This is a genomic window from Priestia sp. ABM2_011 (assembly GCF_056158845.1).
This window is the reverse complement of sequence record NZ_JBSWUB010000001.1, coordinates 391,291-413,210: the sequence shown is the minus strand read 5'-3', so window position 1 is coordinate 413,210 and position 21,920 is coordinate 391,291. Positions and strand designations below refer to the sequence as shown.

Sequence of the window (21,920 nt, the reverse complement as noted above, 5' to 3'; positions counted from 1 at the left end):
TGTAATTTAATAGACATATTGGAAAAATAAACACGAAACATTTACATAATTAGGGGGATTTATTAATGAAAAAAAGGCAGCTCGCTTTATCTCTAGGCGCCATTGTTGGCGGGACATTCTTATATCAAGCTTCAGCTGAAGCATCTGCTTCAACTGTTCAAGTGAAAGCTGGAGATACACTTTGGTCGTTATCTACTAAATATCATACAACGATAGAAGCTTTAAAAAGCGTAAATAAGTTATCTTCAAATACAATTCGCATAGGACAAACGTTATCGATTCCTTCTGCTTCAACCTCTCAACCATCTAATAAGGAAGAAAAGCCTTCAGCTCCTGCTACTGGTTCAACCTATAAAGTTCAAAGCGGCGATACCCTTTGGAAAGTGGCTACTCGTTTTAATATGAGCGTAGAAGAATTAAAACGTTTGAACACTCTTTCTTCCAACATCATTTATATTAACCAAACGTTAAAAGTAAATGGAAGCAACAGCGCATCGACTCCAACTACGAGTAAACCAGCAGAAACTCCTTCTAAGGATGCAAACGGAACTTACAAAGTTCAGCGTGGAGATAGCCTGTCTAAAATAGCTTCGGCATTTCACATGAGCGTGAGCGAATTAAAACAAATAAATGGATTAACGTCTAATACGATTTATGTAAATCAACAATTAAAGGTATCAAAAAGCGCTCAAACAACTACGCCAACAACAAAACCAAGTACATCAACACCTTCAACTTCTAGCGGAACATTAAATGTATCGCAAATGATTTCAGATGCAAAACGTTATATGGGTGTTCCTTACAAATGGGGTGGCACAACTCCTTCTGGTTTCGACTGCAGCGGATTCATTTATTACGTAATGAAACAACAAATTTCTACAACGCGCTATACGACGGCTGGTTATTGGAGTGTATCAACACCCGTAAGTAATCCACAGCCTGGTGACCTAGTGTTTTTTAATACATATTCTAGCGGCCCTACACATATGGGCATTTACCTTGGTAATCGTCAATTTATTCATGCTGGATCTTCTACCGGTGTAACCATTGCAAGCTTAGATAACAGCTACTGGAGCAAGCGCTACTTAGGTGCAAAAAGGTTTGCTAAATAACTGATAGAAGCTGAGACAAGAGTATGTTAGCTGAAGGAAGATCCGAATGAGTTTGATTCTTGATGGAGAATCAAACTCGTTCGGATCTTTTCATTAAAAAAACCGTTAAATAATTTAACGGCTGAAATAGAGGAATAATTCGGGGATAGTGAATACTTTAATTTTCTCTCTTGAGAATATAGAAAGAGCCTTGCTCTTAAGGAGGATCTATCTTCTATTATGATAGATAAGGGGAATTAAAACCTTAGCTGAACTAATCACCCCCTTTCATACTAGATCACTTTATTCTTCTTGTTGATTTGAACCAAATGAAGAAGAATCAGATGGCTTTCCACTTAAAAATTTAACCGCATCAGCCACAACGTCGGTCATATATACTCGTTGCTGAAGATTATTTTCAAATGTGCGCGTTTGTACACGCCCTACCACGCCTACAACCGCTCCTTTATCACAGTAAGCAGCTGTATTTTCTGCATTTTTTCTCCACAGAGTAATGTTGACAAAATCAGCATCATATTCACCTTCAACATTTCGAAACGTTCGATTAATTGCTAACGTAATAGTAGATACGGCAATCCCTTCATGGGTATATCGAAGCTCCGGCTTTTTTGTCAGTCTTCCTACAAGAACAATATGGTTAATCATAGTCTACCACTCCAACTGATTGAATAATGGGAATCTTTAAGCTCATTCATGTTATAATATGGATAACCTACTATTTACGTAAAGGAGGAAACATCAATGAAAACATTTAAACTTGTGTCATTTCAATTGGTTGATGATCAAGAAAAGCGTCAGTCTGTCTCACTAACTAATGGCCTTATTATTAATAAAGAAGACGGCGAAAATAACTGGATTTTAGAAGCAGTTATCGATAAGAAATGGTACGATGAATTTCATGTTTTGTTGAAAGATAAACAAAAAGTGACGGTAGAAGCTAAAATTACGAAAGAAACAAATGATCCAGCTACCTTTATAGCTACCGTGGCTTCCATTACTTCAATTGGTGAAAATCGTATTAGTTTGTTGATGAAAGGTGTTTTAAAAGAACGGAGACTTCATTATGCTGAAATGCTCTTAGAGGATTTAATTAACCAAGGGTTATCAGGTCAAGATTTACTTCAACAGTTCAAACTGCAGCTTCGAAACAGACCGGTAAAAAGTACATCTAAAAAATAAGTCAAGTCATCTCAAGGTATCTGGATTTAAAAGAGAGGATTATTGTTTGAGGTCTTTTTCGTTGGTCCATGAGAAGGGTAAAGAAAAGAGAACTCACTGGAGAGGTACCTTTCTTTTTTTCCTAAAAATAAATGTGCATGACTAGAACGTTTGAAGCGATTATCTCTTATGCGAGCACCTTGCCTTTTCAAATAAAAATTTGTCATTTTTTCACTCCTTTTTCTTTGTAATTCGTATATTAATGCATTTTTCCCCGTTATTCAACCATTTTTTTCAATATACCGAACAAAAAATAGGATTTTTTTACTATAAAAACCTCTATTTTTGTTCTTTTTTTTATATCCATGCAGAAAAATGAATCTTTTTAGAGAAAAAAAAGAAATAAAAACAGGTTTTATTCCCTCTATTGCAGAAAGTAAAGTGTATATGTTTCATATTGTGCAAATTAAGCATGTTACAAAGAACATGAACTACATTCGAACAATAAGACATATACTTATCTTTACGAAATCAGGTGATGCATATGAAAGATTTTGGAGAAAGAATTAAACATTTCAGACTAAAAGGAGGATTTTCACAAGAAGAATTAGCAAATCAGTTGAATGTTTCTCGTACAACTATTTCAAAATGGGAATGTTCGAAACAAACGCCTTCCATTTTTGATTTTCTATCTCTATGTAATTGTTTTCAAATTACGCTCGACCAACTTATTGAGCCTTCCTCTTATAAACAAGATTATTTACATGACTTCCAACTTCTTTACTTAACAAGAAAACGTGAATCGGATTCACAGGAAAATACCATTTTAACCCTCATAGATAAACAGCCCTTATTAAAACATGTGCTCTTACAATTTTCATCTCTGTCACCAACTCTTCAAAAAGAGTTGCTAACGGATATTATACCTTTATTAAAGAAACTTTTTTCTGCTTTGCAGCGCCAATAAAAAAAGCTGCATCAGCAGCTCTTATGTACTATTCTTTTTTATCGCCTAAAGCAAACATAATATCTGTTTCGCAGACTAACTCTCCATCTACAGTTGCGATACCTTTTCCTTTGCCAATAGATCCACGCGCACGTACAATTTCAACCTCTAAACGCAGTTGATCACCAGGTCTTACTTGCTTTTTAAAACGGCAGTTGTCAATGCCTGCAAAAAATGCTAAACGTCCTTGATTTTCCTCTTTTTTTAGCATAGCTACTGCTCCTACCTGAGCCAAAGCTTCTACAATTAAAACCCCTGGCATCACAGGATAGTCAGGGAAATGCCCGTTAAAAAATTCTTCATTGGCAGATACGTTTTTTAAACCAACTGCTTTCTTTCCCTCTTCCACTTCTAAAATACGATCGACCAATAAAAATGGATATCGGTGTGGAATAATTTCTTTAATTTGTTCAATATCAAGCATAAATAAGTCTCCTTTCAAACCGCATGTAACATACGATACTATTATCAATATACAGAATGCTCAATTGAGAAGCAACTACTTGCTTAAGCTCTGATTCCATTCACCAAGCCCATCATTTGGTCTGCAATTGAAATAGAGCGGGAATTAAACTGATACGCACGTTGAGCAATGGACATATCAGTGAGTTCTTTGCTCAAATCTACATTTGACTGTTCCAATTTCCCTTGATCTACGCCTGCTGTTTCTCGAGCTTTTCCAGTCAGATCTGTAAACATATTCGGTTGGTTCATCCCAGCTGGAAAGGCAAATAGATTTTCTCCTTTAGCTTCTAGCTCCTGCGGCTTTTGAACATTTGTTAACCCAAGGGTAAACTGGTCAACGCCCGTATTCGTAGTAACCGTTATCGTTCCACTTCCATCAATCTGTATATCTTTAAATGCGTTACTGAAAATAATAGCTTGACCATTTTCCCCCAGCACATCCTGGCCAGAACCGTTTACTAATTTAACATTGTTGGGGCCTTCAGGGCTAAGGTGAAATGAACCATCTCGCGTATATTGTACAGGCCGTTCGGAATGGTTTACGGCAACTTGAAAATAAACGTTTGGATTTGATGCAGCTACATCTAATGGTTTGTCTGTATTTTCAAAAGCACCTTGCGTCATATTTAAGCGTGTTTGGTCTAGATAAGCTCCTGAACCTTGTCGAATTCCAGACGGTGTAAGCCGCTTTTCTGTTCCCTGGTCTACTTGATTATTTACTTGTTGATACAGCATATCGTTAAATGAAGCGTCTCTCGATTTATATCCTGTCGTATTTGTATTAGATAAATTGTGACTGATGACATCAAGCTGCTGCTGTAGCTGCCCCATTGTATTAGCCGCTGTTATCATTGTACGGTTCATTCTCCTCATCTCCCCTGTTGCTTTTAGCGCACACGTCCAATTTCATTTGCCGCTTTATCCATGCTTCTATCGTAAGCTTGCATTATTTTTTGATTTGCTTCAAAAGCTCTGTAAGCTGTTAGTAAATCCGTCATACTTTGAGCAGCATCTACATTGGAACGTTCAACAAATCCTTGCTTTAACTGATAAGAAATGCCTGGATTATTTCTTGCTGAAGGCAAGGGCTGATTGTTCAACGTTTCATACAATCCATTCCCTGCCTTTTTAATCGTTTGTAAATCACTAGAATAAGCAATACCGATTTGTGCAATCTGCTGATTATTTTCCGTTACGTTACCCTGTGAATCAACTGTAAAGTTTTCACTTTTCAGTTGAATTGGCTGATTATTTGTATTTAATACATAAGCTCCCGTAGACGTAGTTAAAAACCCTTCTTGATCTAATGTAAAATTACTGTTTCTTGTATATTGAGGCGTATTATTAGGGCTTTGTACCACAAAAAATAGGCCGCCCTCTTTTGTAGGCATATTTTGCTCCATCAATGCAATATCAGTTGATTGAGACGTTTGCTGAAGATCGCCTTGTGTAAAATTTGGAACTGTTTCTTGCATATACACACCCGTATTAATTGTACCTATGTCTTTTTTGTTCTGAACAGAGATGCTACGGTCAGTGGGTAATTCTTCAGATTCCATTCGCTGCAGTAACATATCAGGAAATGCCTTTAACGTACCTTGATCTGCTTTAAATCCTGGCGTATTAGCATTTGCTATGTTATTCGTTAATAAGTCAGTTTGACGCTGCTGAGACAGCATACCCGCTGCTGCCGTGTAAAACCCTTTAAACATACTTCATCCTCCTTACAAGTAAACGTTGTTCGTTATAGCCGGCTGACAGAGTATAATAAATAAAAGAAGAGACTCCTCTGTATGAAACGAGCCAATAGAGGAGTCTTCATTTATTTAAACAATATTGCGACGAGATAGTTTATCAATATTATCAAGCATAATACCTGTTCCAACAGCTACACAACCCATTGGATTTTCTGCAATTAGCACAGGCACCTTTAATTCTTCCGCTAACAGCTGATCCATACCGTGAAGCAATGCTCCACCGCCAGTTAAAATAACGCCTCTGTCTATAATATCGGCAGAAAGTTCGGGAGGTGTACGCTCTAATACACTTTTCGAAGCTTGTACAATGACGCTGACAGACTCTCTAAGTGCCTCCTCTACTTCCTCAGAATAAACAGTAACCGTACGAGGTAAGCCTGAAACCATGTCTCGCCCTCGAATGTCCAGCTCTTCATTACGAGCTTTAGGAAACACTGTGCCAATTTTCACTTTAATTTCTTCTGCTGTACGCTCTCCAATTAAGAGCTTATATTTTTGTTTAATGTACTGCAAAATTTCCGCATCAAAACGATCACCAGCCATCTTAATAGAAGCTGCTGTTACAATATCGCCCATTGAAAGGACAGCCACATCGGTTGTACCTCCACCAATATCTACGACCATGTTTCCGCTCGGCTGAAAGATATCCATTCCAGCGCCAATAGCCGCGACTTTTGGTTCTTCTTCCAAATAAATGGTTTTTCCACCGCTTTTTTCAGCAGCTTCGCGAATGGCTTTTTGTTCAACAGAGGTAATATTTGTTGGACAACAAATTAAAATACGAGGCTTGGATAAAAAACCTTTTACATTTAATTTATTAATAAAGTGTTTGAGCATAGACTCGGTAATTTCGAAGTCAGCGATAACGCCATCTTTTAATGGACGAATGGCAATAATATTACTGGGCGTTCTTCCTACCATACGTCTCGCTTCTTCCCCTACTGCTAGCACTCTATTTGTATTTTTATCAATCGCCACAACAGACGGTTCATTTAACACAATTCCTTTGCCTTTAACGTGAATTAAGACGTTAGCTGTACCTAAATCGATACCAATGTCTTTTGCTAACATACCTTAAATCCTCCTTCTATTTACATATCTTTGCATGATAACCATTCTTTTTTCCTAATTTACTATTTTATCACAATTTGTATATGTATGTTGTTATTAGCAAAAATATTTATTATATACCTATTTTATCCAAAAATTAAAATGCCCTATACTACCTCTATAAAAAAGGCAATATCGGGCATTCTTTTACTTTACAGTTTCTTCTTCTTTTTTGTACTTTAATTTTGTTGCTTCTCCTCCACGCAAATGCCGAATAGATTTATGGTAATCAAGAATTTCTTTTACTTCATTTGCTAACTCAGGATTTATTTCTGGTAGACGCTCTGTTAAATCTTTATGGACAGTACTTTTCGAAACGCCAAATTCTTTCGCAATTACACGAACTGTTTTCTTTGTTTCTACAATATACTTTCCAATCTTGATAGTTCTCTCTTTGATGTAATCGTGCACACTACTCGCCCTCCCCAAATTGGATATGAGAAGTATCCAAGGGAATGTATATATTATCCCTTTTCTAACATTCTCTTTATAGGTTTGTAACAGTTTATTAGCTTGTGTGCAGATATATGCTAGAAAAGTCAGTAAGGACAAGTGATTTCTTATATTTTTTTGAAAATTTAGTGTTTTTTATTTACTTTTTTAACATAATGCATCTCATTTTAGAAAAATTCATAAAAAAAGAAGCTCGGTTTTATCCAGCTTCTTTTCGTATTTATGGTCTTGCTTTATGCATTTGGTTTAGACGTATCTGTTGAAGGTTGTTTTGAATCTTTATCTTCTTTAGTCTTTTCATCAGATGATTTTTCGCTATCCTTTGATTCTTCAGAAGAAGAGTCGTCTTTTGGTTCTGTCACTTCAGCTGCTTTGACTTCTTTGATAGAACTAACCGATTTTCCAAAATAACTGCTTGGATTAATTGCTACACCATCTTTACGAACTTCAAAGTGCACATGTGTTTTTGCTTCTTGATTATATAAGCTTTTTCCAGCTTTTGCGATCGTTTGGCCTTGTTTAACAATATCTCCTACTTCTACATCAGCTTTCTCAAGAGATTGATACTGTGTTACTAAACCATCTTTGTGATCAATTTCTACTACATAACCTAGTAAAGGATCTTTTGTTGCTTTTGTTACTGTACCGCTAGCTGCTGCTACAACATCAAATGATTTATCTCCCTTAACAGCTAAATCAACACCTGTGTTTGGATGATACGTATTGTTGTAGAAAACTAGTGCTTCTTCTTGTTGTTTTTCAGATGCTTGATCGTCGTAGAAAGGCTTTTTCACGATAGCTGATGCTTCACTAGCAACTGGCATTTTTAAATTTTCAAGCGAAGCATTTACCTCTACAGCGTCGTCTCGATAAGCCGTACCGTCTTGGCTATAGCCGCTTTTGTCTTCTTTGCTAATATCATTTCCATTAGCTTGAAACCAAAGGACTGCTGTAAGAATAATTGCTGCACTCGCTAAATAGATAGCCGGGAACACCCAACGCTTTCTAACTAATTTTTGAACTTTCGATTTTGGAGAAGTACGTTTCTTTTCTTCCTCTCTCATATATCATCACCTCAGCAATCAGTCTGAACACAATTGAATGAATATATACACAGCGATAAAAAATTTTTTTCGATTATTTTTCAACAGATGAATCTAAAATATACATTTTATTTAAAAAAAGTGAAAAACATAAAAAAGACCCTGCTATAAGGGTCGTTGAATTAGCGTTTAGCTGTCAATTGTGCAACAAACTGATCGTTAGGAGTAATTGCAACACCTGTATAATAATGAGTAACAATATCTTTATACGTTTTTCCTTCCAGTGCCATACCATTTGCTCCGTACTGACTCATCCCAATACCATGTCCATATCCTTTTGTATTGATGATAATTTCATTCCCTTTTTTTGTCCAATGAAAGTCGGCTGACGATAAATCCAGTTTTTCCCGAACATCTTTTCCCGACAGTTCTTTACCGTTTATCTTTACGTAATCTACGCGCTGCCCCGGCGTTCTAGAGACGATTTCACCTACTGATCCACTGTTTGTTAATTTCACTCCAAGCCTCTGTTCAAAGCTAGCAACAGACATTACTTTCTGATTTGTAAATTCAGGAGACTTTTTATCCCATGGACTAGCTACACTTTTTAGATAAGGAATGGAATTCTTCCAATACGCTTCTGAATTTTCAGTGTAACCATTGCTGGTAGAAAAGAACGTAGCATTAATTGGCTTATTTTTATACGTAAGAATTTGACCTTGGGTGTCCTTCACTGCTTCTTGAATTTTTTTGATTTTCCAATCATAGTCTTTGTTCCATCGGCTTCTTAGCTCATCTTTATTTAAATATACTTGGTACTCTACGGTATCAGTCACATCCGCTCCTTGGGGAAGATGACTATTTCCATTCATCATAGTTTGCACAATATAGGTTCTGGCTGCCAAACTTTGAGCCTTAAGTGCTTCAAGTTCAAAAGTAGCAGGCATTTCAGCTGCTACTACCCCTACAAGATAGTCTTCGAGCGGCAGTTTTTCTACTTTTTTCGTTTCCGTACGATAAACACTGACATCAAGAGGAGACGCTGTCACTTTTTGTAGTTTTTCGGTTTTTGGGGTCTGTTTGACATTTTCATGTAGCTTTCCATCTGTCTTTTCAGTAAAAGGAACAACGAGAAGTGTTGGGATGAGTAACACAACGAAAAAAAAGATGACTCCTAGTACGACGATTGGCTTTGCTTGTTTCATGAACGCCTAGCCTCCATATCTATTATTTTGACAAGGAACACCTATATCCCTATATTCCATATGTATGGAGGTGGACAACCTTTTATGACAGCAAACCGGCCATAAGGGTCGTCCAACGACAAAAAAAGCATCTCGCTATGAGATGCTTTTTTATGACATATTTACTTGACGTCTGAAGCCTGTTGAGTTTGTTCTACCTGCTTTGTTTCGTCATTTACACGTTCAATATCAGCGCCTAAAGCGGCTAATTTATTGTGGAAATTTACATAACCACGATCAAGGTGTTTTAATTCCGTTACACGCGTATAACCGTCTGCTACAAGTCCTGCTAATGTTAACGCTGCTGCTGCACGAAGATCTGTTGCTGCTACTTCAGCGCCTTGTAGTTGAGAAGGTCCGTTAATAATAACAGAGCGTCCTTCAATTTTAATATCAGCGTTCATGCGGCGAAACTCTTCTACGTGCATAAAGCGGTTTTCAAAAACTGTTTCTGTAATCATACTTGTGCCTTCTGCTGCTAATAATAATGCCATCATTTGAGATTGCATATCCGTAGGGAACCCTGGATGAGGCATTGTTTTAATATCTACTGATTTTAGCTTTTCAGGTCCTACAACACGTAAGCCGTCGCCTTCTTCAGTAATTTCAACACCCATTTCTTCCATTTTAGCAACAAGTGAACTGATGTGCTCTGCTACTGCACCGCGTACAAGTACGTTTCCACCTGTAATAGCTGCTGCTACCATGAATGTTCCAGCTTCGATACGATCTGGAATAATTGCATGTTCTGCACCATATAATTTATTAACACCTTCAATACGGATCGTACCAGTTCCTGCACCGCGAACTTTAGCGCCCATTGCGTTTAAGAAGTTTGCTAAGTCGACAATTTCAGGTTCTTTTGCTACGTTTTCCATAATTGTAGTGCCTTCCGCTAATGCTGCTGCCATCATAATATTTTCTGTGGCACCTACACTTGGGAAGTCTAAATAAATTTTAGCACCTTTTAGTCTTCCTTCAACTTTTGCATCAATAAAACCATTTCCTACTTGAACTTTAGCACCCATTGCTTCAAATCCTTTAAGGTGCTGATCAATCGGTCTTGATCCAATCGCACATCCACCAGGTAAAGCTACACGAGCCTCACCCATACGCGCCAATAAAGGACCCATTACAAGTACTGAAGCGCGCATTTTTCTTACATATTCAAAAGGTGCATCTGTTTTTAACTCTCTTGATGCATCTACAACTACACGATTTGTTTCAAAATCTACTTCTGCATTCAGATGTCTTAAAACTTCGCCAATCGTAAATACATCGGAGAGAGCTGGTACATCATTTAGAATTGTTTTTCCTTCACTAGCTAATAAGGTTGCAGTGATAATAGGTAAAACGGCGTTTTTTGCTCCTTCAACTTTAACTGTACCGCTTAATCTATTTCCACCGCGGACGATGATTTTTTCCAAGGTATTCCCCTCCGCGTCCATTTTCTCTATATTAATATTCAGACGTAATGATAGGTGTGCCAACAACTATGGTTGTTTGACCGCCCATTCTTGTCTTGCGTAATGCAATTTGTAAGTTCATTTCCTGCTTTTTCGTTTGAAGAGCTTCTTTCCACAGTCCAGTATATGCTGAAACAGAGGTAAATGACTCTTCCACTAGAGATTCCACTGGTTTAGCATTGAAAGCTCGTAATAGGTCTTGAATTTCAACAGACAAAACACTTTCCATCTTATCATTGATTTCCCCTGTTGCACAAGAGAAAATTATGGGTTCTGACAGGAAAATTTTTTCATAATTTGTCTGAAATACATTTTGAAAATGGGTCATATTTTTTTCTTTTAAACCTTGTCCCGTTACATGATACGATATGTACGCATTGCTGTGTTCATCAATCGCATAAGTTAACAGAATGACTTCGTTCACATCTTCACTTTTGCGTGTACCTATTGCTTTCCATAGGTCTCTTTCCCTCTTCACTTCCCATTTAAAACCTCTAAAATTACTTTTAATACTTTCAGCTTGCGAATAAAAGGTTTTTTGGTCAGTAACAGCTTTTACTTCTTCTCTTGCATACAACGATACTTCAGTTAACGAAACATGCTGCTTATTTAAGGTGTGAACAATCTTCTCAATAGTAGTTTCATTGTTTTGGGCATTGCTCACATAACTTCCATGATATACGAATAAGCCAGTAATGAAAATAGCCAAAAAGACACTAATTTTTTTAAACATTTCGCCACTCCCTCTCCGTACTCATCAGTCTTTCCAGAAGGCGATGATACATACATGAAAAGGGTCGTCATATTTAGACATAGCGACATACATTAGCGTATAAATTCGTATATCTTCAACGAATGAACGTCTATTTTATCATAGACTCATAGCCTGCCAATCATTGAAAAAATGAGGGAATGCGCTGTGACCAAAATAAATAATCCAAAAAGAAATTACTTACTGTTGATGAAATAGTAATGGTCAATAAAATAAGCATTAATTTTGCTTGAAACACATGATTAGGTTTCATCAGCTTTTCAATTTGAAAGCCTTGCAAAGCATACCAAGTAATCACAATAAAAATCAAATGTGAAATCATGGTTAGTAACGTTTGCTGCTCAATTCCTCCAAACAATAAAAGCACTCCTTTTAAACACCATATGAAAAGAAGAGACGATCATCGTCTCTTCTTTTCATATTAAAGCACACTTATGCAAATTCGTAAACGGTAACATGAAAAACATTTATTTTATTCCCTATTTTAAGATCCTTTTCCATTATTAAGAAAAATAAAGAAGACGGATACGCTTAGTTAAATGGAATATATAATCATAGACGAATGCTATTTGCTCTTCCTCTTTTATATAATAGAGCAAAAAAGCCCTCTCATTCGTTTGAGAGGGCTTTTTTTAGAACTTACGTTGACTAATATCTAAACGATTGACTGCCCGTTTTAAGGCAATTTCAGCACGCTTAACATCAACGTCGTCTTGTTTGCTATCAAGGCGCATTTCAGCGCGCTTTTTCGCTTCTTCTGCACGAGCTACGTCAATCGCTTCAGCTGTTTCAGCAGCCTGTGCAAGAATTGTTACTTTGTCAGGTCTTACTTCAAGAAATCCTCCGCTAACAGCCACAAGTTCTGTACTGCTTGCTTTCTTCAAGCGGACGGCTCCAATTTGTAAAGGAGCAACCATCGGAATATGGCCATGTAAAATACCAAGCTCACCGCTCTGTGCTCGGGTACTTACCATTTCCACTTCTGATTCGTAAACTGGGCCATCAGGAGTCACTACACTGACATGGATTGTCTTCATTTAAAAAACCTCCTATGTCCCTTAAATTAAACTTCTACTCCCATACGTTTCGCATTTTCAATAACTTCTTCAATGCGACCAACTAAACGGAACGCATCTTCAGGTAAATGATCGTATTTACCTTCCAAGATCTCTTTAAATCCTTTAACAGTTTCTTTTACAGGAACATAAGAACCTTTTTGACCTGTAAATTGTTCTGCTACGTGGAAGTTTTGAGACAAGAAGAATTGAACGCGACGAGCACGTTGTACAACAAGTTTATCTTCATCAGATAACTCATCCATACCTAGGATTGCAATGATATCTTGTAACTCTTTATAACGCTGTAACGTTTGTTGAACTTGACGCGCAATTGCATAGTGCTCTTCTCCAACAATTTCAGGAGATAAAGCGCGAGATGTAGATGCTAATGGATCTACCGCAGGGTAAATACCCATCTCTGATAATTTACGCTCTAAGTTTGTTGTTGCATCTAAGTGAGCAAATGTTGTCGCTGGAGCTGGATCCGTATAGTCATCGGCTGGTACGTAAATCGCTTGAATCGATGTTACAGAACCTACGCTTGTTGACGTGATACGCTCTTGAAGCTGACCCATTTCTGTCGCTAATGTTGGCTGATAACCTACTGCTGATGGCATACGGCCAAGTAATGCTGATACTTCTGAACCCGCTTGTGTGAAACGGAAGATATTATCGATAAAGAATAATACGTCTTGACCTTGTTCGTCACGGAAGTATTCTGCCATTGTTAATCCTGTTAATGCAACACGCTGACGTGCACCAGGCGGCTCATTCATTTGTCCAAATACCATAGCCGTCTTCTTAATAACACCAGAGTCTGTCATTTCATGGTATAAGTCATTACCTTCACGCGTACGCTCACCTACACCAGCGAATACCGAAATACCGCCGTGCTCTTGAGCAATGTTATTGATTAACTCTTGAATTAATACTGTTTTACCTACACCGGCACCACCGAATAGACCGATTTTTCCACCTTTAATGTAAGGAGCTAATAAGTCTACTACTTTAATACCTGTTTCAAGAATTTCAGCTTGTGTAGATAGATTTTCGAACTTTGGTGCTTGACGGTGGATCGGATCACGACGTGCACCTGCATCGATTGGGGCGTCTAAGTCGATTTTTTCACCTAATACGTTAAATACACGACCTAACGTAACGTCACCAACTGGTACTGAGATTGCTGCACCTGTATCTTCTACTTCTAATCCACGAACTAAGCCGTCAGTGGATGACATTGCTACTGTACGAACTGTGTTATCACCTAAGTGAATCGCAACTTCTAATGTTAATTCGATTGCAACTTCACTTGCACTGCTCGGTTTATGTGAAATTTTAAGGGCGTTATAAATTGCCGGAAGGTGTCCGTTGTCAAACTTTACGTCTACAACTGGACCCATGATTTGAGTAACGCGTCCTTTTGTCATCGTGTTCCCTCCTAACTTGCTTTTCCATTAAACTTTCTATTCTAACGCTGCCGCTCCGCCAACAATTTCCGTAATTTCCTGGGTAATTGCCGCTTGACGTGCACGGTTATATGACAATGTAAGATTATTGATAAGATCTTTTGCATTGTCTGTTGCACTTTTCATCGCTGTCATACGAGCAGCATGCTCACTTGCTTTTCCATCAAGCAGGCCGCCGTAAATTAAACTCTCTGCATACTGAGGAAGTAATACTTCTAAAATCTCTTCTTGTGATGGTTCAAATTCATAACCAACAAGTTTACCAGAAGGTTGAAGATCTGTTAGAGGCAATAGCTTCTTCTCCGTCACTTCTTGTGAAATCGTATTGATAAAGTGATTATAGTATAAGTAAAGTTCATCAAACGTACCGTCCGCAAACATTTGAACTGTTTGTGAAGCAATTCCTTGAATGTCAGCAAAAGCTGGCTGATCTGCTAAGCCTGTGATTTCAAGCAAAACCGGAATACCGCGTTTTACGAAGAAATCTCTCCCTACTCGTCCAATTGCAATCACACCGTATTCATCAGGTGATTGATGGCGTTCTTCAATAGCTTGAGATACTTTTCGCAAAATATTACTGTTATATGCTCCTGCTAGACCGCGATCTGAAGTGATTACGATATAACCAGTCTTCTTCACGCTGCGCGCAGTTAACATTGGATGTGAAGCGCCTCTGCTGCCTAGGGCTACACTTGAGACTACCTCTTGAATTTTTTCCATATATGGAACAAACGATTTTGCATTTTGTTCCGCTCTATTCAGCTTTGCAGCTGAAACCATTTCCATTGCTTTCGTAATCTGGCTCGTTTTTTTCGTCGATGTGATTCGAGTTTGTATATCACGTAATGATGCCAAAGGTTTCACCACCTTGTTTTAGAAGATCACGTGGTATGAAAGGTGAACAAATGTTCACCTTCACCTTATTGAAAGATTGTCTTAACATACCATGCTGACAATATATTATTCAGATGCAATAAATGTTTTCTTGAATTCTTCAAGTGCTGATTCGAATACGCCAGCTTCAGGAAGGCCACCAGTTGTACGGATTGATTCAAGTACTTCTTTACGGTTTGATTCTAACCATGTTAAGTACTCGTCTTCAAAGCGTGTAATATCTGATACTGGAACATCATCTAAGAAGCCTTTTGTTAATGCGTAAAGCACAGCTACTTGTTTTTCTACGCGAAGCGGTTTGTGTAAACCTTGTTTTAAGATTTCAACTGTACGCGCTCCTCGATTTAATTTTGCTTGAGTTGCTTGGTCAAGATCAGAACCGAACTGAGCAAACGATTCAAGCTCACGATAAGATGCAAGGTCTAGACGCAGTGTACCTGCTACCTTTTTCATCGCTTTAATTTGTGCAGATCCCCCTACACGTGATACAGAAAGACCAGCATTAATCGCAGGACGTACGCCTGAGAAGAATAGATCTGACTGTAAGAAAATTTGTCCGTCTGTAATCGAAATTACGTTCGTTGGGATATAAGCAGATACGTCTCCTGCTTGCGTTTCAATAAATGGAAGAGCTGTTAATGAACCTCCACCTTTTGCGTCCGATAACTTTGCCGCACGCTCTAATAAACGAGAGTGCAGATAGAATACATCCCCTGGGTACGCTTCACGACCTGGAGGACGGCGTAATAGTAATGAAAGTTCACGATAAGCTGATGCTTGTTTTGTTAAGTCATCGTAAATAACAAGTACGTGCTTACCGTTATACATAAACTCTTCACCCATTGTTACTCCAGCGTATGGTGCTAAGAATAATAGTGGAGCTGGTTGTGAAGCTGATGCTGTTACAACGATTGTGTAATCTAGAGCACCGTGTTTACGTAATGTCTCTACTACGTTACGAACTGTTGATTCTTTTTGGCCAATCGCTACATAGATACATACCATATCTTGATCTTTTTGGTTTAAGATTGTATCGATTGCTACCGATGTTTTACCCGTTTGACGGTCACCGATAATTAACTCACGCTGTCCACGGCCGATCGGCACAAGTGCGTCAATCGCCTTGATACCTGTTTGAAGCGGCTCATGTACTGATTTACGATCCATAACGCCAGGTGCAGCACCTTCAATTGGACGTGTTTTTGTTGTTTCTACCGGGCCTAAGCCGTCTACTGGCTGACCTAATGAGTTAACAACACGACCGATTAACTGCTCTCCTACTGGAACTTCCATGATGCGTCCTGTACGGCGAACTTCGTCACCTTCACGAATTTCTGTATATGGTCCTAAAATAATGATACCTACATTGTTTTCTTCTAAGTTTTGTGCCATTCCCATGACACCATTTGAAAATTCAACCAGTTCTCCAGCCATGACATTGTCGAGGCCATGAGCACGTGCGATACCATCCCCAACTTGGATAACAGTACCTACATCACTCACTTTAATCTCAGACTGATAGTTTTCAATTTGCTGCTTGATCAGCGCACTAATTTCTTCAGCTTTGATGCTCATGAATTTCACCCCTATCTACGATCTGTGTGCAAGAAGTCCTCGGTGGATCGTTTCTAATTTGCTGCTAATGCTGCCATCATAGATACGATTACCAATGCGAAGCTTCACGCCGCCGATTAGGCTTTTATCTACTACATTTGAAATATTTAACGTATGTTTTCCAACTTTTGAAGCAAATGATTGCGAGATTGCTCGTTTCTCATCTGCGCTTAAAGGTTTGACAGAATAAACAGTTGCGTCTGCCACGCCACGTACTTCGTTCGCTAGGAAACGATACTCTTGCACCATTTGGCTAACAATTTGAATGCGGTGACGCTCTAATAATAGAAGAACCGTATGTTGAACAGTTGGTGAAAGTTCAGCAAATGCCTCACTTACAAACTGTTTTTTTCGCTCAATTGTAATTTTTGGATGAGTTAATACATCCATTAATTCAGGTGTTTTAGCAAACACCTCTTCAACGATTTGTAGCTGGTCTTGCATTTCATCGATCATCTGTTTTTCTGTTGCTAATTGAAAAAGAGCTAGTGCATAGCGCTTGGCTACAGCTGGTTGACTCATCGTACATCCCCTACTTCTTGGATATATTCATGAATTAACTTCTCTTGATCTTGTTCAGAAAGTTCTTTTTCAATAACTTTCGACGCAATTAAAACAGATAATGAAGCAACTTGCTCACGTAACGCAGCAACTGCTTGATCTTTTTGCTGTTCGATTTCTTGTTTTGCTGCAGCTTTTAGACGCTCAGACTCTTCGCGTGCTGCCGCAATGATTTCTTCTTTTTTATCTTCTGCAGACTTTCTAGCGTTTTCCATCATTACTTGCACTTCTTGACGAGATTGCTTTAAGATTTCACGCTGCTCTTCAACAAGCTTCTTCGCTTCCTCATTTTGCTTTTCTGCTTCATCAATCTCACCGGCAATATGCTCTTCACGTTTTTTCATGATTCCCATTACAGGACCAAACGCGAATTTTTGAAGTAACGCAAGTAGGATAAGGAACATCACTAATTGGAAAAGAATATCTCCACCATTAATGCCTGCTGCTCCTAACACAAACATGTTCGACACGGCCATGTTCACTCCCTTCAGAGACTCCACATATATAATTTACTTCTTAAAGACATAAAGTAATGGCGAAGGTTCTTTTGAATGATCTTCGCCACATGTAACACATTATTATTTACCTTGTACCATGAATGCAATAACTACGGCGATAATTGGAAGCGCCTCAACTAAGGCAACCCCAACGAACATCATTGAAGTTAATGTACCACGTGCTTCTGGTTGGCGAGCTGTGCCTTCAATCGTCTTAGAAACGATAAGACCGTTACCAATACCAGCACCTAGTGCCGCTAAACCAATCGCAATTGCAGATGCTATTAAACCCATTTTATAAAGTCCTCCCTTAATATATATGATTTTGTTTAACTAAGTTTTGTTTTGTCCAAATTGGGTATTACTTGAACAAAGCTTTATAAATTAATGGTCGCTACTCACTTTGTGAGATAAATAAACCATCGTTAACATTGTGAAAATGAAGGCCTGAATTGCGCCTACAAAAATACTGAATCCTTGCCATAAAAGCATTGGGATAGCAGCTCCAATTGTACCTAGGAAGCCTGTTGTTGCTAAACCAGCTAGCAAGCTTAACAAAATTTCCCCAGCATAAATATTACCGTAAAGACGAAGGCCAAGCGTTAACGTATTGGCAAACTCCTCGATAATCTTAAGCGGGAATAAAAATGCCATTGGCTTGAAGTAATCTTTCGTGTATGCAGAGAAACCTCGCATTTTAATACCATAATAATGTGATAGTACAACTACCATAACGGCTAACGTCAGCGTAATTGCTGGATCAGCGGTTGGTGATTTCCACCATAAGTTATGGTCAATCACGATGGCGAATGGAAGACCCAACATATTTGACACAAAAATGTACATAAGTAAAGTTACACCTAGCGTCAAAAAGCGGCCACCTGTTTTCCAATCCATATTGCTATTAACGAGTCCTTTAACAAAATCTAAGACCCATTCAATAAAGTTTTGTGCACCGCTTGGCTTCATAGCAAGAGTACGAGTACATAAAACTGCAATTAAGAATACAATAACAGAAGCTACGGTAACCATAAGCAAGTTACTTTGACTAAAAGTAAGGCCTAGAAACTCTATAGTTGGTGATTCATGACCCAACTGTGTTCACCTCTCTTTCTATCTTCTACGCATATTTTGAACAACTAAATCTATGATAATGACAACATAATACGTCATTAATCCCACAACTACACTAATAATATGAAAGGTTTTTGGATAAGAGATGGTAATCACAACTGCGAGAGCAGCTGTTGCAAATCTTACAACAGTCCCAATTGAACGGGGTTTTTTCCCCTCATCCAACGCCTGTCCAAACTGCTCAAACTTTCTTACTAAGTTCCACAAATTATACAAACTCAGGGCGGTTCCTAAAATTAAACCTGCAAAAACAGCCTTATAACTTGTAAATCCCCAGCCGAGAACGTATAATGCTAACAAATACAATATGTATGAACGAAGTCTTGGAAAAACGTGCTGCAAATCCTGCATGAATTATTAATCTCCTGAAAAAAAATGGTGGACTGTCCGCAGCATCATAAAAACACCTGCTGCTAGCCCTGAAAGAAGGCCTAAAATCAAAAATAGTGGTTCGGTGTCAAGCCATTGATCAGCCCATCTTCCAGAGAATAAGCCAATTAAGACTGAACCTGCTAACTGTGATAGAATGATTGACACTAATGCCATCGCTTGCAAAGGATGACGGTTGCGATCTTTCATAAGCCCATACCCCTTTTGCAAAATTTTCTTTTTTCCGAATTCTCTATCGTTTTCATAGCTCAATATATGATAGAAAGGCAAAAAAAATTGCTAAAAAAGGTAAAAACAGCTAATAAAATACGCAGAAATATCAACGGTTTTCACAGGTTGAAAACCTTATCATTTATATTCCCTGTAAGCATACAATAGCGTATATTTAATGTCAATGTGTTTAAGCTAAAAACTTCACAATCTCTTCTTATTGTTCACATTTCTGCCACACATAAAACCTCTTCAAATGAAAACATTTAAAGAGGTTCATTCAATCGTTATTGTACTGTGTACAACCTGCTCTTGTCTATGCTTTTTCACAAATGCAAATATTTGGTACACTCCTGGTACAAGCGATTCATCAATCGTTATTTTTCGTTTTCTCATGCCTCTTTCTACATCCACGTCAACATCTAAATACGATACAAACTGTAAAGACTGCTTATCAAAAAGAGCGACGCCTAACTGATCTGCTCCTTCAGGCAAAAACAGTTCATAGCTATACGTATTTTTCTCTTTTTCCGCTGCTACTTGCAATCCCATGACACGAGGATAATCTGGAATGCTAATCATGTACATATAGGGAAGCGAAAATGTTTCACGTGAATCATTTATTTCCAAATATCCGTCATATATACCTTTATTTTTAAAACGGGGCTGCACCGATAAAGTGACAGCTATCTCTTTTGTCTGACGGGGTGGCACCGTGACGGGTAATGGAACATCCCAGTTCACTCCTTCATCCCTTTTTGGAACGTTTAAGCGATACGTTTTTGCTTTATCAGACTGGTTATCAATTTTAAAAGATAAAACTTTCTTTGATGGACGCGTAAAAATACCAAAAGATAAAGAAGATGGATAAAATAAAGATTCTGCTGTGACGGCTTTTGCTATTTGAATTCTTCCCGCTCCTTGTTCATATACGCGATACGTTTGACCGTTTAGCTGCTGCATTACTTTACTGGTGTTCATCAATGAAGCTTTGACTTGTTCAGGAGACCAGTTCGGGTGAGCTTGTAAAATCAGCGCACACGCTCCAGCTACATGGGGCGCAGCCATACTTGTGCCATGCATGCGTTCATATCCTCCAGGAACTGTACTATTAATGAAGTAACCTGGTGCGACGACGTCTGGTTTGATTCCCCAAGTAGTCGTTACAGGCCCTCTTGAACTGAAAGATGTGAGCAAGTCTTGCACCACTTCCTGGCCAGTGCGTAAGTACGGTTGTTGAGACTGAATGTGTTGGCTAATGGTGTCACCGCTTTTTTTACTTACCCATATCACGGGAATATTTACTGACTCTTTTAGTTTACTGACTATGCTTTTTTCTGTCGGGCTATATAAAATAACCGCTTTTGCTCCCACCAGTTCAGCTTGTTTAATCTTTTTTTGAACCGCATTTCCTTCTGCTTTTAGCAAAATGACGTTACCCGACGCATGCTTTTGCTCTTTGGAATCTTCTTCATTTATTACACGCAGCGTTTGATTAAACGTCCATGGACGAGACCCTTCTACTGGCGCCATCATAATTTTTTCTTTGTTAAATCCAATTGTTAGAAATTGAACTGTTGTCGGAGAAACAGAAGCGCCAACGGAAATAGCTTTTCCCGCTGTACCCGGAGAGCCCACCGTCCATAAACCTGGACCTGAATTGCCGCTAGATGTAACCGTTACAATTCCTTTTTCAACAGCTCGATCTAACGCTAAGCTTGTTGGTAAATCAGGGCCATTCACATCATTTCCTAATGATAAATTAATAATATCTACATCATCTTGAATTGCTTTTTCAATAGCTAGAATAACACTTTCAGACGTTCCAGCTCCTCCAGGTCCAAGAGCTCGGTATGCATAGATTTCCGCTTGGGGTGCTACGCCTTTAATATTTCCATTCGCTGCAATAATACCAGCTACATGAGTACCGTGCAGAGTCGGTTCTCCTTGCTCACGAGTGGTTTCCATCGGCTCATAATCTTCATCTATTACATCGTAACCCCCCCTGTAGGTTTGTTTTAAATCAGGGTGAGAATAATCAACCCCCGTATCGATAACGCCTACTTTGATCCCTTTTCCTGTTAAGCGCTGATTGTGAGTATCAAACAAGCCTCTTACCTGTTCTGAGCCAATGAACGTTACGCTATTTTCTTCTGTAACCTGATAGTTTTTAATAGAATGTGAACTAATAATAGATGGATTCTGAGATAGTTTTTCCAAATCCGAGATGGAGCCGTTTAATGAAAGTCCTGTAAACACCGTGTGAAATTCGCTCTTAATCTTTATATTAGGATAATTTTTTTGTAGCTGACTTTTAAATTTCGTGAATTTTTCTTTTTTAATCATCACAATGATTGATTTTTCCTGATGATTCATTTCTTGTTTTATAGAAGGAAATGTCGGATTGAGCGACATTTGCCCTCCCCCACTTCCCAATATAAAGCTAATCATTAACCATTTAATCCACATAAAAAAACACCTCTCACACTATCGTGTCTCAAAGAGACGCT

General features: G+C 38.4%; 25 protein-coding genes. 3 read left to right on the top strand and 22 right to left on the bottom strand.

The genetic code is table 11. The features are described from left to right. Positions 1–65 precede the first annotated feature (65 nt). On the top strand, positions 66–1,112 hold the full coding sequence (locus tag ACXAE4_RS02230; protein WP_028411998.1) for a C40 family peptidase: 1,047 nt from the start codon (positions 66–68) through the stop codon (positions 1,110–1,112). 282 nt (positions 1,113–1,394) lie between these two features. Here ACXAE4_RS02230 and ssb read toward each other — a convergent pair whose 3' ends face one another. Beyond that, positions 1,395–1,757 (bottom strand): single-stranded DNA-binding protein, encoded by a 363-nt coding sequence (gene ssb, locus ACXAE4_RS02225; RefSeq protein WP_028411997.1) that lies wholly within the window; start codon positions 1,755–1,757, stop codon positions 1,395–1,397. Positions 1,758–1,853: 96 nt separating this feature from the next. On the opposite strand from ssb, the gene ACXAE4_RS02220 reads away from it, so the two are divergent. Next, a complete protein-coding gene (locus ACXAE4_RS02220; RefSeq protein ID WP_028411996.1) occupies positions 1,854–2,291 on the top strand; it encodes a YwpF-like family protein in 438 nt (145 codons plus the stop codon). A 523-nt stretch (positions 2,292–2,814) separates the two neighbouring features. Next, positions 2,815–3,237 (top strand): helix-turn-helix domain-containing protein, encoded by a 423-nt coding sequence (locus ACXAE4_RS02215; protein ID WP_028411995.1) that lies wholly within the window; start codon positions 2,815–2,817, stop codon positions 3,235–3,237. A 28-nt stretch (positions 3,238–3,265) separates the two neighbouring features. Here the strand turns inward: ACXAE4_RS02215 and fabZ are convergent, their stop codons facing one another. From fabZ to ACXAE4_RS02110, 21 genes are all read right to left on the bottom strand, one after another. Beyond that, complete coding sequence (gene fabZ / locus ACXAE4_RS02210) at positions 3,266–3,700, bottom strand: 3-hydroxyacyl-ACP dehydratase FabZ (protein ID WP_013059788.1); 435 nt, start codon at positions 3,698–3,700, stop codon at positions 3,266–3,268. A gap of 83 nt (positions 3,701–3,783) precedes the next feature. Then, on the bottom strand, positions 3,784–4,605 hold the full coding sequence (locus ACXAE4_RS02205; RefSeq protein WP_154990625.1) for a flagellar hook-basal body protein: 822 nt from the start codon (positions 4,603–4,605) through the stop codon (positions 3,784–3,786). Positions 4,606–4,628: 23 nt separating this feature from the next. Beyond that, positions 4,629–5,453: a flagellar hook-basal body protein gene (locus ACXAE4_RS02200; RefSeq protein ID WP_048021729.1), complete on the bottom strand. Its 825-nt coding sequence runs from the start codon at positions 5,451–5,453 to the stop codon at positions 4,629–4,631. 114 nt (positions 5,454–5,567) lie between these two features. Further along, complete coding sequence (mreB, locus tag ACXAE4_RS02195; RefSeq protein ID WP_013059791.1) at positions 5,568–6,569, bottom strand: rod shape-determining protein; 1,002 nt, start codon at positions 6,567–6,569, stop codon at positions 5,568–5,570. A 186-nt stretch (positions 6,570–6,755) separates the two neighbouring features. Continuing rightward, complete coding sequence (spoIIID, locus tag ACXAE4_RS02190; RefSeq protein WP_013059792.1) at positions 6,756–7,019, bottom strand: sporulation transcriptional regulator SpoIIID; 264 nt, start codon at positions 7,017–7,019, stop codon at positions 6,756–6,758. 275 nt (positions 7,020–7,294) lie between these two features. After that, positions 7,295–8,125 (bottom strand): M23 family metallopeptidase, encoded by an 831-nt coding sequence (locus ACXAE4_RS02185; protein WP_028409695.1) that lies wholly within the window; start codon positions 8,123–8,125, stop codon positions 7,295–7,297. A gap of 161 nt (positions 8,126–8,286) precedes the next feature. After that, a complete protein-coding gene (spoIID, locus tag ACXAE4_RS02180) occupies positions 8,287–9,309 on the bottom strand; it encodes a stage II sporulation protein D (RefSeq protein ID WP_028411991.1) in 1,023 nt (340 codons plus the stop codon). A gap of 161 nt (positions 9,310–9,470) precedes the next feature. Beyond that, on the bottom strand, positions 9,471–10,775 hold the full coding sequence (gene murA / locus ACXAE4_RS02175; RefSeq protein ID WP_028411990.1) for a UDP-N-acetylglucosamine 1-carboxyvinyltransferase: 1,305 nt from the start codon (positions 10,773–10,775) through the stop codon (positions 9,471–9,473). A gap of 31 nt (positions 10,776–10,806) precedes the next feature. After that, complete coding sequence (locus ACXAE4_RS02170) at positions 10,807–11,547, bottom strand: YwmB family TATA-box binding protein (RefSeq protein ID WP_028411989.1); 741 nt, start codon at positions 11,545–11,547, stop codon at positions 10,807–10,809. A 160-nt stretch (positions 11,548–11,707) separates the two neighbouring features. Continuing rightward, positions 11,708–11,944 carry a DUF1146 family protein gene (locus ACXAE4_RS02165; protein ID WP_013059797.1) on the bottom strand — a complete coding sequence of 79 codons (237 nt, stop codon included), beginning with the start codon at positions 11,942–11,944 and terminating at the stop codon, positions 11,708–11,710. A 274-nt stretch (positions 11,945–12,218) separates the two neighbouring features. Then, a complete protein-coding gene (locus tag ACXAE4_RS02160) occupies positions 12,219–12,623 on the bottom strand; it encodes a F0F1 ATP synthase subunit epsilon (RefSeq protein WP_028411988.1) in 405 nt (134 codons plus the stop codon). Positions 12,624–12,649: 26 nt separating this feature from the next. Then, positions 12,650–14,071: a F0F1 ATP synthase subunit beta gene (atpD, locus tag ACXAE4_RS02155; protein WP_013059799.1), complete on the bottom strand. Its 1,422-nt coding sequence runs from the start codon at positions 14,069–14,071 to the stop codon at positions 12,650–12,652. 36 nt (positions 14,072–14,107) lie between these two features. Next, positions 14,108–14,965 carry a F0F1 ATP synthase subunit gamma gene (locus ACXAE4_RS02150; protein WP_013059800.1) on the bottom strand — a complete coding sequence of 286 codons (858 nt, stop codon included), beginning with the start codon at positions 14,963–14,965 and terminating at the stop codon, positions 14,108–14,110. Between the two features lie 105 nt (positions 14,966–15,070). Next, positions 15,071–16,579, bottom strand: a complete 1,509-nt coding sequence (gene atpA / locus ACXAE4_RS02145) for a F0F1 ATP synthase subunit alpha (protein ID WP_013085461.1) — start codon at positions 16,577–16,579, stop codon at positions 15,071–15,073. Positions 16,580–16,594: 15 nt separating this feature from the next. Then, a complete protein-coding gene (locus ACXAE4_RS02140; RefSeq protein WP_028411987.1) occupies positions 16,595–17,140 on the bottom strand; it encodes a F0F1 ATP synthase subunit delta in 546 nt (181 codons plus the stop codon). Then, positions 17,137–17,655, bottom strand: coding sequence for a F0F1 ATP synthase subunit B (locus ACXAE4_RS02135; protein ID WP_013085463.1), 519 nt, complete (start codon positions 17,653–17,655; stop codon positions 17,137–17,139). Before ACXAE4_RS02135 ends, ACXAE4_RS02140 begins: the two co-directional genes overlap by 4 nt. Positions 17,656–17,757: 102 nt before the next feature. Continuing rightward, on the bottom strand, positions 17,758–17,970 hold the full coding sequence (gene atpE / locus ACXAE4_RS02130; RefSeq protein WP_013059804.1) for a F0F1 ATP synthase subunit C: 213 nt from the start codon (positions 17,968–17,970) through the stop codon (positions 17,758–17,760). A gap of 90 nt (positions 17,971–18,060) precedes the next feature. After that, positions 18,061–18,771 carry a F0F1 ATP synthase subunit A gene (atpB, locus tag ACXAE4_RS02125; protein ID WP_013059805.1) on the bottom strand — a complete coding sequence of 237 codons (711 nt, stop codon included), beginning with the start codon at positions 18,769–18,771 and terminating at the stop codon, positions 18,061–18,063. A gap of 18 nt (positions 18,772–18,789) precedes the next feature. Beyond that, entirely contained in the window at positions 18,790–19,161 is a 372-nt protein-coding gene (locus ACXAE4_RS02120) for an ATP synthase subunit I (RefSeq protein ID WP_013059806.1), read from the bottom strand. A gap of 6 nt (positions 19,162–19,167) precedes the next feature. Then, positions 19,168–19,389, bottom strand: a complete 222-nt coding sequence (locus ACXAE4_RS02115; RefSeq protein WP_013085464.1) for an AtpZ/AtpI family protein — start codon at positions 19,387–19,389, stop codon at positions 19,168–19,170. Between the two features lie 297 nt (positions 19,390–19,686). Next, positions 19,687–21,879, bottom strand: coding sequence for a S8 family serine peptidase (locus tag ACXAE4_RS02110; protein ID WP_475235361.1), 2,193 nt, complete (start codon positions 21,877–21,879; stop codon positions 19,687–19,689). Between the last annotated feature and the right edge of the window lie 41 nt (positions 21,880–21,920).

What these genes read in the sequence shown, in the direction of transcription:
- ACXAE4_RS02230 (WP_028411998.1), top strand. Translation starts at nt 66, where the DNA reads ATGAAAAAAAGGCAGCTCGCTTTATCTCTAGGCGCCATTGTTGGCGGG.
- ssb (WP_028411997.1), bottom strand. Translation starts at nt 1,757, where the DNA reads ATGATTAACCATATTGTTCTTGTAGGAAGACTGACAAAAAAGCCGGAG.
- ACXAE4_RS02220 (WP_028411996.1), top strand. Translation starts at nt 1,854, where the DNA reads ATGAAAACATTTAAACTTGTGTCATTTCAATTGGTTGATGATCAAGAA.
- ACXAE4_RS02215 (WP_028411995.1), top strand. Translation starts at nt 2,815, where the DNA reads ATGAAAGATTTTGGAGAAAGAATTAAACATTTCAGACTAAAAGGAGGA.
- fabZ (WP_013059788.1), bottom strand. Translation starts at nt 3,700, where the DNA reads ATGCTTGATATTGAACAAATTAAAGAAATTATTCCACACCGATATCCA.
- ACXAE4_RS02205 (WP_154990625.1), bottom strand. Translation starts at nt 4,605, where the DNA reads ATGAACCGTACAATGATAACAGCGGCTAATACAATGGGGCAGCTACAG.
- ACXAE4_RS02200 (WP_048021729.1), bottom strand. Translation starts at nt 5,453, where the DNA reads ATGTTTAAAGGGTTTTACACGGCAGCAGCGGGTATGCTGTCTCAGCAG.
- mreB (WP_013059791.1), bottom strand. Translation starts at nt 6,569, where the DNA reads ATGTTAGCAAAAGACATTGGTATCGATTTAGGTACAGCTAACGTCTTA.
- ACXAE4_RS02185 (WP_028409695.1), bottom strand. Translation starts at nt 8,125, where the DNA reads ATGAGAGAGGAAGAAAAGAAACGTACTTCTCCAAAATCGAAAGTTCAA.
- spoIID (WP_028411991.1), bottom strand. Translation starts at nt 9,309, where the DNA reads ATGAAACAAGCAAAGCCAATCGTCGTACTAGGAGTCATCTTTTTTTTC.
- ACXAE4_RS02170 (WP_028411989.1), bottom strand. Translation starts at nt 11,547, where the DNA reads ATGTTTAAAAAAATTAGTGTCTTTTTGGCTATTTTCATTACTGGCTTA.
- ACXAE4_RS02160 (WP_028411988.1), bottom strand. Translation starts at nt 12,623, where the DNA reads ATGAAGACAATCCATGTCAGTGTAGTGACTCCTGATGGCCCAGTTTAC.
- atpD (WP_013059799.1), bottom strand. Translation starts at nt 14,071, where the DNA reads ATGACAAAAGGACGCGTTACTCAAATCATGGGTCCAGTTGTAGACGTA.
- atpA (WP_013085461.1), bottom strand. Translation starts at nt 16,579, where the DNA reads ATGAGCATCAAAGCTGAAGAAATTAGTGCGCTGATCAAGCAGCAAATT.
- ACXAE4_RS02140 (WP_028411987.1), bottom strand. Translation starts at nt 17,140, where the DNA reads ATGAGTCAACCAGCTGTAGCCAAGCGCTATGCACTAGCTCTTTTTCAA.
- ACXAE4_RS02135 (WP_013085463.1), bottom strand. Translation starts at nt 17,655, where the DNA reads ATGGCCGTGTCGAACATGTTTGTGTTAGGAGCAGCAGGCATTAATGGT.
- atpE (WP_013059804.1), bottom strand. Translation starts at nt 17,970, where the DNA reads ATGGGTTTAATAGCATCTGCAATTGCGATTGGTTTAGCGGCACTAGGT.
- ACXAE4_RS02120 (WP_013059806.1), bottom strand. Translation starts at nt 19,161, where the DNA reads ATGCAGGATTTGCAGCACGTTTTTCCAAGACTTCGTTCATACATATTG.
- ACXAE4_RS02115 (WP_013085464.1), bottom strand. Translation starts at nt 19,389, where the DNA reads ATGAAAGATCGCAACCGTCATCCTTTGCAAGCGATGGCATTAGTGTCA.
- ACXAE4_RS02110 (WP_475235361.1), bottom strand. Translation starts at nt 21,879, where the DNA reads ATGTGGATTAAATGGTTAATGATTAGCTTTATATTGGGAAGTGGGGGA.